Annotated in this window: 13 protein-coding genes; 5 read left to right on the top strand and 8 right to left on the bottom strand. The window is 67.4% G+C overall.

Annotated elements, in window-relative coordinates:
• Positions 1–3: 3 nt before the first annotated feature.
• Positions 4–1,179 carry an aminotransferase class I/II-fold pyridoxal phosphate-dependent enzyme gene (locus J7520_RS05185; RefSeq protein WP_291185000.1) on the bottom strand — a complete coding sequence of 392 codons (1,176 nt, stop codon included), beginning with the start codon at positions 1,177–1,179 and terminating at the stop codon, positions 4–6.
• A gap of 162 nt (positions 1,180–1,341) precedes the next feature.
• Positions 1,342–2,793, bottom strand: coding sequence for a coniferyl aldehyde dehydrogenase (locus tag J7520_RS05180; protein WP_291184998.1), 1,452 nt, complete (start codon positions 2,791–2,793; stop codon positions 1,342–1,344).
• A gap of 82 nt (positions 2,794–2,875) precedes the next feature.
• Between J7520_RS05180 and J7520_RS05175 the strand changes: the two genes are divergently transcribed.
• The 3 genes from J7520_RS05175 to J7520_RS05165 all read left to right on the top strand — a co-directional run bounded on the left by J7520_RS05175 (position 2,876) and on the right by J7520_RS05165 (position 4,102).
• Positions 2,876–3,508, top strand: a complete 633-nt coding sequence (locus J7520_RS05175; protein ID WP_291184996.1) for a TetR/AcrR family transcriptional regulator — start codon at positions 2,876–2,878, stop codon at positions 3,506–3,508.
• A gap of 126 nt (positions 3,509–3,634) precedes the next feature.
• Entirely contained in the window at positions 3,635–3,898 is a 264-nt protein-coding gene (locus J7520_RS05170) for a GlsB/YeaQ/YmgE family stress response membrane protein (protein ID WP_291184994.1), read from the top strand.
• A gap of 18 nt (positions 3,899–3,916) precedes the next feature.
• Positions 3,917–4,102: a hypothetical protein gene (locus J7520_RS05165; protein WP_291184991.1), complete on the top strand. Its 186-nt coding sequence runs from the start codon at positions 3,917–3,919 to the stop codon at positions 4,100–4,102.
• Here J7520_RS05165 and J7520_RS05160 read toward each other — a convergent pair.
• The 5 genes from J7520_RS05160 to J7520_RS05140 form a co-directional block, all read right to left on the bottom strand.
• A complete protein-coding gene (locus tag J7520_RS05160) occupies positions 4,093–4,719 on the bottom strand; it encodes a response regulator transcription factor (protein WP_291184989.1) in 627 nt (208 codons plus the stop codon). The genes J7520_RS05165 and J7520_RS05160 overlap by 10 nt on opposite strands.
• Entirely contained in the window at positions 4,716–5,651 is a 936-nt protein-coding gene (locus J7520_RS05155) for a sensor histidine kinase (protein ID WP_291184987.1), read from the bottom strand. Before J7520_RS05155 ends, J7520_RS05160 begins: the two co-directional genes overlap by 4 nt.
• Entirely contained in the window at positions 5,648–6,076 is a 429-nt protein-coding gene (locus tag J7520_RS05150) for an ATP-binding protein (RefSeq protein ID WP_291184983.1), read from the bottom strand. Before J7520_RS05150 ends, J7520_RS05155 begins: the two co-directional genes overlap by 4 nt.
• A gap of 395 nt (positions 6,077–6,471) precedes the next feature.
• The gene (locus J7520_RS05145) at positions 6,472–7,209 is read right to left on the bottom strand and encodes a hypothetical protein (RefSeq protein WP_291184981.1); all 738 of its coding nucleotides are present in this window, start codon (positions 7,207–7,209) and stop codon (positions 6,472–6,474) included.
• A 178-nt stretch (positions 7,210–7,387) separates the two neighbouring features.
• Positions 7,388–7,918 (bottom strand): peptidylprolyl isomerase, encoded by a 531-nt coding sequence (locus tag J7520_RS05140; RefSeq protein ID WP_291184979.1) that lies wholly within the window; start codon positions 7,916–7,918, stop codon positions 7,388–7,390.
• Between the two features lie 483 nt (positions 7,919–8,401).
• Between J7520_RS05140 and typA the strand changes: the two genes are divergently transcribed.
• Both typA and J7520_RS05130 read left to right on the top strand, forming a co-directional pair.
• Positions 8,402–10,234 carry a translational GTPase TypA gene (gene typA / locus J7520_RS05135; RefSeq protein WP_291184977.1) on the top strand — a complete coding sequence of 611 codons (1,833 nt, stop codon included), beginning with the start codon at positions 8,402–8,404 and terminating at the stop codon, positions 10,232–10,234.
• Positions 10,235–10,267: 33 nt separating this feature from the next.
• The gene (locus tag J7520_RS05130; RefSeq protein WP_291184975.1) at positions 10,268–10,990 is read left to right on the top strand and encodes a DUF4241 domain-containing protein; all 723 of its coding nucleotides are present in this window, start codon (positions 10,268–10,270) and stop codon (positions 10,988–10,990) included.
• 94 nt (positions 10,991–11,084) lie between these two features.
• Here the strand turns inward: J7520_RS05130 and J7520_RS05125 are convergent, their stop codons facing one another.
• On the bottom strand, positions 11,085–12,473 hold the full coding sequence (locus J7520_RS05125; RefSeq protein ID WP_291184972.1) for a 3-deoxy-7-phosphoheptulonate synthase class II: 1,389 nt from the start codon (positions 12,471–12,473) through the stop codon (positions 11,085–11,087).
• Positions 12,474–12,522 lie beyond the last annotated feature (49 nt).

Below are 12,522 nucleotides of genomic sequence, written 5' to 3'. Positions count from 1 at the left end.
GGATCAGGACAGTTCGGCGAAGAATTCGCGGAACCGCTTCAGGCCTTCCGACAACTGTGCGGTCGGGCAGGTGTAGGAGATGCGCAGCGCGTTCGGATCGCCGAACGCCGAACCGGGCACGCAGGCGACGCCCTTGTTTTCGAGCAGCGCGTTGCACAGCTCCACGTCGTTGCCGATCTTCACGCCGTCGTGGCTCTTGCCGAAGGCGACCGAGATGTCCGGGAACACGTAGAACGCGCCCTGCGGACGCGGGCAGACCACGCCTGGGATCGACAGCACCGCGGCCAGCACTTCGTCGCGCTTGGCCTGGAATTCCGCGCACTTCTGCTCGGTCACCGTCTGCGGTCCCGCCAGCGCCGCCGTGGCCGCCGCGTTGACGACTTCCGGCACGTTGGTGATGTGGTTCGAGTTGAGCGTGACCATCGCCTGCGCCACGCTCTCCGGGCCGGCGATGAAACCGACGCGCCAACCCGGCATGCCGTAGGTCTTGGAGATCGAATCGACCTGTACCGTGCGCTCGCGCAGTTCCGGCCGCGCGCTGACGAAGTTGTGGTAGCCGACGCCGTCGAACACCATGCGGTTGTAGATGTCGTCGCAGACGATCCACACGTCCGGATGCTTCACCAGCACGTCGGCCAGCGCGGCGATCTCGTCCTTGGTGTAGACCATGCCGGTCGGGTTCGACGGATTGTTGAACAGGAACAGCTTCACGCCGGGCAGCGCCGCGTCGAGCTGGGCCGGCGTCAGCTTGTAGTTCTGGCTGGCCGGGCACGGCAGCAGGCGCTTCTCGGCGCCGACGATGTCGGCGATGTCGACGTAGGTGGTCCAGTACGGCACGGCGAAGGCGATCGTGTCGCCCGGGTCGAGCAGCGCTTCGGCCAGGCTGTACAGCATGTGCTTGGCGCCGATGCCGGTGGCGATGTTCTTGCGCCCGTAGCCCTTCAGACCGCCGTCATCGAGGTGCTTGATGAAGGCGTCGAGCAGCGCGTCGGGGCCGCGGTTCGAGCCGTACTGGCCGCTGTCCTTGGTCAGCGCTTCGCGCGCGGCGGCGTAGACGTGCTCGCCGGGCAGGAAATTCGGCACGCCGATCGAGAAACTGATGATGTCGCGGCCGGCGGCCTTGAGGGCCTTGGCTTTTTCGGCCACGGCCATGATCGCACTGGGTTTGGCGCGACTCATGCGCGCCGCAAGATTCGGCATGACTGTCCTGCGAGGGTTCGGAGACGGAAAGTTGCAACTGCAACTATCGATTTTATCACAGGCCGCCCGCCGGCTCGCGGTCGGTCCGCCGCAGCTCCGGAATCCACTCGAAATACCGTTTCGGAGTACCCGTCCGACGGCTCAGGACACCCGCGCGAGCAGCTTCAGCAGCTTCTCCGCGACCGCGCCGTACGGCGGATACAGGAAGCGCGCGCCGGCGAAGCGCGACTGGATGAAGACCGGCTTCTCCTTCGAGAACTGGCGGAAGCCGAACTCGCCGTGGTAGTGCCCCTGCCCCGACGGACCGACGCCGCCGAACGGCAATGCTTCCTGCACAATGTGCATCAGCGTGTCGTTGACGGTGACGCCGCCGGCGATCGTTTCGTTCAACACGCGCTCGCGCCTGGCGCGATCCTCGCCGAACCAGTACAGCGCCAGCGGCCGTTCGCGCGCGTTGACGTAGTCGATCGCCTGGTCGAGCGTGTCGCGCACGACGATCGGCAGCAGCGGCCCGAAGATTTCCTCCTGCATGATGCGCATGTCGTCGTCGACGTCGAGCAGCAGGGTCGGCGCGAGCTTGCGTCTGGCCGGATCGCTCGATTCACCCGCCGGCGCGAGTTCGATCACCGTCGCGCCGCGCGCGCGCGCTTCTTCGACCAGGTCGCGCAGACGCTGGTAATGGCGGTCGCTGACGATGCTGGTGTAGTCGGGGTTGTCCTGGATGGTCGGATACATGCGCGTCATCGACGTGCGCAGCGCCTCGACCAGCGCGTCGCGCTGTCCCGTCGGCACCAGCACGTAGTCGGGCGCGATGCAGGTCTGGCCGGCGTTGAGCAGCTTGCCGAACGCGATGCGGTCGGCGATCAGGGCGAGATTGGCCGAGGCGTCGACGATCGCCGGCGACTTGCCGCCGAGCTCGAGCGTGACCGGCGTCAGGTTCTTCGCCGCCGCCTGCGCGACGAGACGGCCGACCGCGGTCGAACCGGTGAAGACCAGATGATCGAACGGCAGCGCGGCGAACGCCTTGCCGACCTCGGCGTCGCCGGTGACGACGGCGACTTCGTCCTCGGCGAACACGGCAGCGATGCGCCGCTGCAAAGCTTCGGAAAAACGCGGCGTCAGCTCGGACGGTTTCAGCAACGCGCGGTTGCCGGCGGCGAGCGCACCGACCAGCGGCGCCAGCGCGAGCTGCAGCGGATAGTTCCACGGGCTAATGATGCCGACCACGCCGAGCGGCTGACGCAGCAGCAGCGCGCGACCGGGTTTCTGCGTCAGCGCGGTCGGCGCGCGCCGCGGCTTCATCCACGATTTCAGGTGGCCCCGCGCGTGCTTGATCGCATTGCGCGTGAAGATCGATTCGGCGAACACCGTTTCCACGCGCGAGCGGTTGCCGAAGTCCTGCGCGATCACCTCGACGAACTCGCGCTCGGCGTCCGCGTCGAGCAGGCGCTCGAGCCGGTTCAACCGATCCAGGCGGACTTCGCGGGAAGGATTCATGTCCTTGCGGAACGCCTGATGCTGCACGCGCAACAATTGCGGCAGGCGCTGATCCGGGAAGACGGCGGGACCGTCGAGGCGCGCGGTCGAGAGCATGGCAGGTCTCCGGCGAAGGACTTTGCGGCGACGGTAGCGCCGAATGTTGACGTCGTCAACATTGGCTCCTACCCTCGAACCGATGACACGCCCGACCAAGCCCGCCGCGCGCGCGCGACCAGCCGCCGCCTATCACCACGGCGACCTGCGCCAGGCGCTGTTGCGGGCGGCCGAAGAACTGCTCGGAGCGGACGGCGCCGCCGCGGTGGGCATGCGCGAGATCGCGCGCCGCGCCGGTGTCTCGCACGCCGCTCCGTATCGGCACTACGCGAACCGCGAGACCCTGCTCGCCGATCTCGCCGGCCGCGGCTTCGAACGGTTGAACCAGCGCTTCGCCGCCCTGCCCGCGCGCGAGGACGCCGAACGGCGCTTCGTCGCGATGGCGCGCGCCTACGTGCAGTTCGCGCGCGACGAGCCGGAGGCGTGGCGCCTGATGTTCGGCGACGCGCTCGACAAGCATGCGTATCCGGAGCTGATGCGCATTTCCGGCCTCGCCTTCGAAACCTTGCGCGAGGTGATGCAGGCGCTCGGCGTCGCCGCACCGGCGACGTCGGAGACGCTGGCCGCCTGGGCAATGGCGCACGGCGTCGCGGCGCTCGTGCTCGATCACCGCATCGACGTGCACGTGGAGGCGGAGGTCGACCCGGACGAACTGGTCCAGCGCGCGGCCGAGGTCTTCCTCGCCGGCTTGCGCGAATCGCGACGAACACGCTGATCGCGGCCGCGACCGAACTCGAAAATCGGCGCGTCGAGGTAAACGTTTGTCTACGTCGAATTGGTCCGCCTCAGGCGGCGCCGTCTGCGCTACAGTGTCGGTGCGTGTCCCCTCAGAGGAGGTTCTATGTCTTGGTTGTGGATGTTCATCGTCGGCCTGGTCGTCGGCATCGTCGCGAAGTTCCTGATGCCGGGCAGGGATCCGGGCGGCTTCATCGTCACCGCGATCCTCGGCATCGCCGGCATGTTCCTCGGCGGCTATCTGAGCCATTTCATCTTCGGCACCACCGGCCCCGCCGGCGAGGTCCAGCCGTCCGGCTTCATCGGCGGCGTGATCGGCTCGCTGATCCTGCTCGCGATCTATCGCATCGTGCGCCGCAACGCCGGCTGAGTTTTTCGTTCACGGCACATGAAGAAGGCCGCCCCGGGCGGCCTTCTTTTTTTCGGCGGAAACCGCAAGCCGAACTTTGCCGCTTTGGGCGAACGGGAGACGGTTCCCATCGCTGAAGGACGATCCAACGACCGCCTGCAACGAATGTCCGCGCTCGCGTGCATGACACCGATGAGGATGTTCTCGCCGTTGCGTCAGGCCTGAATCAGTCCGCTGCGAATCGCGTAGCGCACCAGGCCGGCCGTGTTGTGCAAGTCGAGCTTGCGCATCAGCCGCGTGCGATGCGATTCGGCGGTCTTGACGCTGACGCTGAGCAAGGTGGCGATTTCGCGCATCGTCTTGCCCTCGGCGACGAGCTGCAGCACCTGGCGTTCGCGATCGGTCAGCGGGTCGACATTCGCGCGCCCTCGCTGCAGGTGGTAGTCGACGAGCGCGCCGGAAATGCCCGGACTCAGATAGACCGCGCCGTTGGCGACTTCGCGCAGCGCGGTGACGAGATCGGAGGCTGCCTGCGCCTTGAGCACGTAGCCGCGCACACCGGCGGCGAGCGCGCCGAGCACGTAGTCGTCCTCCTCGAACATCGTCAGCAGGATCGTCGCCGTCTGCGGTGCGCGCTTGCGGATCGCCCGCGCGGTCTCGATGCCGTTGAGCAGCGGCATGCTGAAGTCGAGCACGGCGACGCGGGGCCGATGCTTCGCCGCCAGCCGCACCGCCTCGCGGCCGTCGCCGGCTTCGGCGCCGACTTCGAGACCTTCGCGCTCGAGCAGCGCGCGCAGGCTCTGCCGGAACATCGCGTGATCGTCCGCGAGCAGGACGTTCACGCACGCCTCGTCTGCGAGCGCGGCAGCGAGAAGCGCACGATCGTGCCGTGCCCAGGTGCCGACCAGATGTGCAGGCGTCCCTGCAGCGCGTGCACGCGTTCACGCATGCCGATCAAGCCGAGGCCGGTCGCGAAGGCGCGCTTGCGCCGCTGCGTCAGGTCGAAACCGACGCCGTCGTCCTGCACGACGCATTGCAGCCGATTGCTGCGCAACCACAGGCGCACGTCGACGTGCTGCGCCTGCGCGTGCCGCACGACATTGGTCAGCGCCTCGTGGACGACGCGATAGGCGACCGTCGCGAGCGTCGTCGGCAGGTTCAGATCGGCCGCGCCGAGCGTGATTTCCAGGCCGGCGTTGCGCGTCAGTCCTTCCGTCAGGGAACGCAACGCGGGCACCAGGCCGAGCTGGTCCAGCATCGGCGGATGCAGTTCGTGCGAGAGGCGGCGCAGCTGTTCGCGCAGCTGGTCGAGGTGGGTGACGATGCGCGTGACACGCTCGCTCTGCACGGAGTCGGCCGCCTCGCGTCCGGCATCGGCGAGATCGAGATAGATCACCGCGAGCATCGTCGCGGCCTGATCGTGCAAGGCGCGGGCGATGCGACGCGCCTCGTTCTCGAGCAGTTCGTTCATCTGCCGCAACGCGGCGTTCGCCTCCTGGTCGCGCATGTGCAGCAGCGCGAACGCGGCGAGGCTCTCGGTGAGGAAGCGCAGCGAGCGATCCTCGCGCCCGAGCGACGCCGGCATCTGCGCGTCGATGCGCTCGACGAGGCGGCGATGCATGTCGACGAAATTGAGCAGGCCGCGTTCGCGCGCGACCGCTTCGCGGCCGAGTTCGTAGGCGCGCAGCAGGCCGGCCTCGTCGTCGCGCAGCAGAAAATCCTGCAGCGCCTGCGAATAGCGTCCGAGCATGTTGGTCGGCGTCGGCGCACTCATCGCGACGCCTGCGCACCCAGCCATTTGGTCGCGGTCACGATGGTGCCGCGCCCCGCTCCGCTCTTCACCGTCACCTCGTCCATGATGCGGCACACGCCCGACAGACCGACGCCGAGCCGGCCGGAGGTCGAGTAGCCGCCGAGCAGGGCGCGTTCCACGTCGGCGATGCCGGGGCCTTTGTCCTGCGCACGAATCGCCAGGCCCACGCAGCCGTCGCCGCGATGCCGGTCTTCGACGCGGCGCAGGCCGAGCGTGCCGTCGTAGGCGTAGCTCAGGATGTTGCGCGCGAGTTCGGCGATGGCGGTGGTGATCAGGATCGCGTCGGGCGGCGCGAAGCCGAGCGCCCGGGCGAACTCGCGCCCGCGCAGTCGCGCGAGGACGACGTCTTCGGCGCTGGCGACGATCAATTGGATACGCTCGACCACAGGCTTGCGCCTCCATCTCGAGTGCATCCGCCCATCACGGCGACAGCGCAGCGGAACGCTTCGGGACGGCCGGCCGACGGACCGTTCGCCGATCCCGTATCGGACGCTGGGCATCTTGTCGAGGCCACTGCGGGCCGCATCGCGATCGCGCGGGCATCGAGCCCGGCGGGTTCTTCGTCGAACCGCGACGCGGCCGCTCGAGTGTCGGTGAGCCTTCGATCCTTTCCGGCCAGGGCGGTGCTCAGACGGCGGATTCGAGCACAAGGCCGGGAACTCGCCGCTGAACACGGGAAACCTGAACGCGAGAAGCGGGCGCGGCGGGTGCCGCGCCCGCTCGAACGGGGCATTCAGGACATCGTCGCCGTCTCGTCGCATCTCCCCGACGATCCGCATGGCTAGCCGTTCGACGGCTTCTTTTCTTCCGGCGCCGGTGCGCTCGGCTTCACGGCCTGCACCTGCAGCGTCCGCTTGCCGATCACGGCCGCGGCATTGCCCGCGCCCGAACCGTCCACGCTCGCGTCGAGCTTGCCCATCACCTTGATCGTGTGCTCGCCTGCCTCGGCGTTGAGCGCACTCCAGTTGAATCCGTGCGCCGACTGCGACAGCACCGCCAGGTCGATGACCGCGTCGTCGGGCAGCGTCGAGCTCAGATCCTGCGAGCGTGCGCAGAGGCCGACCTTGCCGTCGTCGGGTTCACCGGTGGAATCGGACGATCCGCCGATCGGTACCGGCTGGCCGTCGACCTCGACCCAGGTGGTCACGCTCGCCTGGGACTGCGTCTGATCCTGGTTCTGGGTCTGACCGTTGGTGCCCTGCGTGTAGACGAAGCACTCGCTGGTGAAGCGGATCGACAGGTCGCGCGCCTTGTTCGTCTGCAGGGTGGCGCTCGCCAGCTCGACCGTGCCGCTGCTCTGCGCACGTGCGCCCGGACCGCTCGGAAGACCGGGGATGGGCTGGGTCTTGAGAACCTTCGGATCGGTCGCGCCGCTCTGAACCTTTTCGGGTTCGTCGTTGTTCGGAGCCGGCGGCGCTGCGTTCTGCGCCAGCGCCGAACCTGCCAGCACGCCGCCGAACGCTACTGCGAGCGCCAGCGATACATGCCGACGCGATAGGTTTTTCGAATTGCGATGCATGGACTACCTCGTTGCTCGGGTTGCGAAGGGTTGCCGGTCCGCCGATCGGTTTCGAACCGGCGGCGCCACGATAGGCGCCGACGATCCGGCCGACGATCCGGCAAATCCCGCAAACCTGCGCAGGTAATCCCTGCACCCGGGCGCGGAAACACCGGCCCGAGTCACGACGATCGCGTGGTCAGGCCGAGCGCGCGGCGAGGGCGCGGTTCCATTCCTCGAGCTTCGGCGCGACTTTCGGATTGGCGAACAAGGCCATCGTGTCGCCCTCGATCGTGATCGATTCGATCTTGTCGTCCTGACGGATGCTGTCGACGACTTTCTGGTCGTCCGCGCCGAGCACCGCGCCGAACACGGTGTGCTTGCCGTCCAGCCACGACGTCGCCGTGTGCGTGATGAAGAACTGGCTGCCGTTGCTGCCGCGGCCCATGCGCGTGCCGGCGTTCGCCATCGACAGGATGCCGGGACGATCGTGCTTGAGATCGGCCACGATCTCGTCGTCGAACTGGTAGCCGGGGCCGCCGGTACCGGTGCCGAGCGGACAGCCGCCCTGGATCATGAAGTCCTGGATCACGCGATGGAACGTCTTGCCGTTGTAGAAGCCGCGCTGGGCGAGGTTCACGAAGCTGGCGACCGTGATCGGGGTCTTGTCGTCGAACAGGCGCAGGTGGATGGGACCGCGCGACGTCGCGATCGTGGCAGTCAGTGACATGGGAAATCCTCGAGATGACGTGAAGGCGGAGCGCGTCCGCGACGCGCACTTTACCCGACCGTCGCCGACGGCGCGCGTCACACGCCGAAGGGATTAGGTCTCCTCGACGCCCGCGCGGACCTCGATCGGCAGCGGCACCACGGCGCGGGTGCGCTCGATCCAGATCTACACGTCGACCTGGCGATGCGCATGCGGTTGCGCGGCTGCCTCCTCGCTTCAACGCCGCACGAACTAACGCTCGACCCTGCGCTCGCGCCGGGGCGCCGAAGCGGCGCATTCGAAGGGTTGGGACCACTGGCCATGGCTGCCGCGCCGACGAGGATCGCACCGACGAGGGTCGGCGCCAGCGGCGTAGCTTCCCCATCGATCGGGGCTTTCGTTCAGCTTGCGCATGTCCGACCCAGCGTTTTGCACCGCAACACGGTATAATCGCCGTTCCCCAATTCTCTCGCGTGGCTTTCGTTCGGAGGCCGCGCCATTCGCATGTCCATCGAAAACCTGCGCAACATCGCCATCGTCGCCCACGTCGACCACGGCAAGACCACCCTCGTCGACCAGCTGCTGAAGCAGTCCGGTACGTTCAACGAACGCACGGTCCTGGCCGAACGCGTGATGGACTCCAACGACCAGGAAAAAGAACGCGGCATCACGATCTTGTCGAAGAACACCGCGATCACCTGGAACGGCAACCGCATCAACATCGTCGACACGCCCGGGCACGCCGACTTCGGCGGCGAAGTCGAGCGCGTGCTGTCGATGGTCGACTCGGTGCTGCTGCTGGTCGACGCCATGGACGGGCCGATGCCGCAGACGCGCTTCGTCACCCAGAAGGCGTTCCAGATGGGCTTCCGCCCGATCGTCGTGATCAACAAGGTCGACCGCCCCGGCGCGCGTCCGGACTGGGTGCTCAACCAGACCTTCGACCTGTTCGACCGCCTCGGCGCGACCAACGAGCAGCTCGACTTCCCGGTCATCTACGCATCCGGCCTGAACGGCTACGCCGGCCTCGACGACAGCGTGCGTTCCGGCGACATGACGCCGTTGTACGAAGCGATCATGCAGCACGTGCCCAAGCCGCCGGTCGACGCGGAAGGCCCGTTCCAGATGCGCATCAGCCAGCTCGACTATTCCAACTACGTCGGCCTGATCGGCATCGGCCGCGTGCAGCGCGGCAAGGTGCGCACCAACATGCCGGTCACCGTGATCGACCGCGAAGGCAAGAAGCGCAACGCCAAGGTGCTGCAGGTGCTCGGCTTCATGGGCCTGGAGCGACGCGAGGTCGAGGAAGCCGAAGCCGGCGACATCATTGCGATCAACGGCATCGAAGGACTCGGCATTTCCGACACCGTCTGCGCGCCGGAAGCAGCCGAGGCGCTGCCGGTGCTGACCGTCGACGAACCGACGATCAGCATGACCTTCCAGGTCAACAACTCGCCGTTCGCCGGCCAGAAGGAGCACAGCGGCGGCAAGTTCCTGACCAGCCGCCAGCTGCGCGATCGCCTGCTGCGCGAGACGCTGCACAACGTCGCGCTGCGCGTCGAGGAAACGGACGACCCGGACAAGTTCAAGGTCTCCGGCCGCGGCGAACTGCACCTGTCGGTGCTGATCGAGACGATGCGCCGCGAAGGCTACGAGCTGGCCGTGTCGCGCCCGGAGGTCATCATCAAGGACATCGACGGCGTCTCCAGCGAGCCGATCGAGCAGCTCGTCGTCGACATGGAGGAACAGTTCCAGGGCGGCGTGATGGAGCGCCTCGGCCAGCGCAAGGGCCAGCTCAAGAACATGGAGCCGGACGGCAAGGGCCGCGTGCGCCTGGAATACCTGATCCCCGCGCGCGGGCTGATCGGTTTCCAGACCGAGTTCCGCACGATCACCGCCGGCACCGGTCTGTTGTTCCACGTGTTCGACCACTACGGCCCGAAGGCCGAGGGTGCGATCGCCAAGCGTCCGAACGGCGTGATGATCTCCAATGGCCAGGGCCCGGCGCCGGCCTACGCGCTGGTCGGCCTGCAGGAGCGCGGCCGCCTGCTCGTCAGCGAAGGCGACGAGATCTACGAGGGCCAGCTGGTCGGCATCCACGCCAAGGACAACGACCTCACCGTCAACGCGTTGCGCGCGAAGCAGCTCACCAACATCCGCGCCGCCGGCAAGGACGACAACGTGCAGCTGACGCCGCCGATCCGCATGTCGCTGGAGCAGGCGCTCGAGTTCATCGAGGACGACGAGCTGGTCGAGGTCACCCCGAAGGCGATCCGCCTGCGCAAGAAGTTCCTGACCGAAAGCGATCGCAAGAGAGCGTCGCGACAGGCAGCCTGAGGCAGCGCCGCCCTGAAGGGCGGCCGACGCCCCATGAGGCATCTGCTCGCCCTGGCCCTCCTCCTCGCGGCGACCGCTTGCGATCGGAAGGAGGCGCCGGCGCCGAGCGGATCTTCGGCGACCGAGACGCTCGACCATCCGGTCTTCGACGAGGCGTTCGCTCCCGGTTTCACGATCACGCAGAACGGCACGACGTTCGCCTTTCGCACGGAAGACGTCGGCCGCGTCGATCTTCCGACCGGCAGGCTCGCGGCCTTCGACCCGTTCGTCGAATTCGAAGCCGAGCCGTTCGAGAAGGAACTGCCGCGCGGGTCGTTCCCGTTGCGGCTCGCGATCGCTCGCAGCGGAGACGACGAACGTATCGCGCTCGCCAAGATCGCCTTCTCCGACGCGCGCATCGCGCGCTGGGAACTCGCGCTGGTCGAAGGACAGGATCCGGCTACGCTGAAACCGGGCGAGTTCTTCGGCTACGGCGTCGACAGCGGCACCGGCTCGTTCATGGACGAAGCGGCCATGCACGCCTATGCCGGACGCCTGCGACGGGAGGGCGAGGAATTCTCCGATCACCTGATCGAGGCGATGGAAAAGACCTACGTGCACACGCGATCGTGGCTGCTGCTGCCGACCGAGCGCGGAACCGTGGCGCTGTTCTCCTCCGGCTACGGCGATGGCGCCTATGCCACCTACTTCGCCTACGACGCGCAGCAGAACCTCGTCGCCGCCATCACCGACTTCGGCGTGATCGCGTGGCGATAGATCTCCAGGGCGCGAAATCGCGCATCGAGCTGCCGGACATCGAGGGGTGTGATCCGAGCGCCCCGAAGCCACGGGCAAGCCCGTGGCGTCGACGTCAGAGCGGGGCCTGCAGACCGCCGCGTTTGCGCACGATCAGCATCGCCAGCTCGAGCGACTGCTCGTAGTTCAAGCGCGGATCGACCTGCGACTTGTACGCGCGAGCGAGATCGGCTTCGGCCAGCGCGCGCGCGCCGCCTAGACACTCGGTGACGTTCTCGCCGGTCAGTTCCAGGTGCACGCCGCCGAGGCGCGTGCCGATCGCCGCGTGCACGTCGAAGGCGTGGTCGAGCTCGGCGCGGATGTTCTCGAAGCGACGCGTCTTCACGCCGCCGCCCACCGTTTCGGTGTTGCCGTGCATCGGATCGCAGATCCACAGCGGCTTGCGTCCGGTCGCCTTCAGCGCCGTCAGCAGTGGCGGCAGCCCGCTCTCGATCTTCGCCGCGCCCATGCGATGGATGAGCGTGAGACGACCGGGCTCGTTGTCCGGATCGAGCACGTCGACCAGGCGCAGCAGCTGATCCGGCGTGACCGACGGTCCGATCTTCACCGCGACCGGATTGCGGATGCCGCGGAAGTATTCGACGTGCGCGCCGTCGAGCTGGGCCGTGCGCATGCCGATCCACGGGAAATGCGTGGACAGGTTGAACCAGCCCCAATGGCGCGGCACCTGCCGCGTCAGCGCCTGCTCGTAGTGCAGCACCAGCGCCTCGTGCGAGGTGAAGAAATCCACGCGCTGATAGCTGCCGATCGACTCGCCCGCCAGCGTCTCCATGAAGCGCAGCGAGTTGCCGATCGACTCGACCATCTGGCGGTATTCGTTCTGCAGCGGCGAGTGCTCGACCCAGGCCAGGTCCCAGTACTCGGGATGGTGCAGGTCGGCGAAACCGCCGTCGATCAGCGCGCGCACGAAATTCATCGTCATCGCCGAGTGCGCATGGCCGCGGACCAGGCGCTGCGGATCGGCGCGGCGCGCCTCGCCGGTGAACGTGATTCCGTTGACGAGATCGCCGCGATAGCACGGCAGGGTCACGCCGTCGCGCGTCTCGGTATCGGCCGAGCGCGGCTTGGCGTACTGGCCGGCGAAGCGGCCGATGCGCACCACCGGCAGGCGCAGCCCGTGCACCAGCACGAGGCTCATCTGCAGCATGACTTTGAGGCGGTTGGAGATCAGCGGCGAGCTGCAGTCGTCGAAGCTCTCTGCGCAGTCGCCACCTTGCAGCACGAAACGCTTGCCCTCGGCCGCGTCGGCGATCAAGCGCTTCAGCGCGAGAATCTCCCACGAGGTGACCAGCGGCGGAAGCTCGCGCAGCTGCACCAGGGCACGCTCGAGTTCGGCCGCATCGGCGTACACCGGCTGCTGCTGCTGCGGACGCTCGTGCCAGGACGAAGGCGACCAGCCTGCGGCTTCGCGGACGGGACCGATGTTGCGTTCGAGCGACCTCATGGCATCACGCTGTTGTTGCAGTGCGGAAAACGATCATGCCACAAGGTCG

The sequence above is a fragment of the Dokdonella sp. genome (genome assembly GCF_017744955.1).
In the GTDB taxonomy this organism is placed as follows: domain Bacteria; phylum Pseudomonadota; class Gammaproteobacteria; order Xanthomonadales; family Rhodanobacteraceae; genus Dokdonella_A.
The sequence above is the reverse complement of the archived record's forward strand: the minus strand, read 5'-3'. Positions and strand labels throughout refer to the sequence as shown.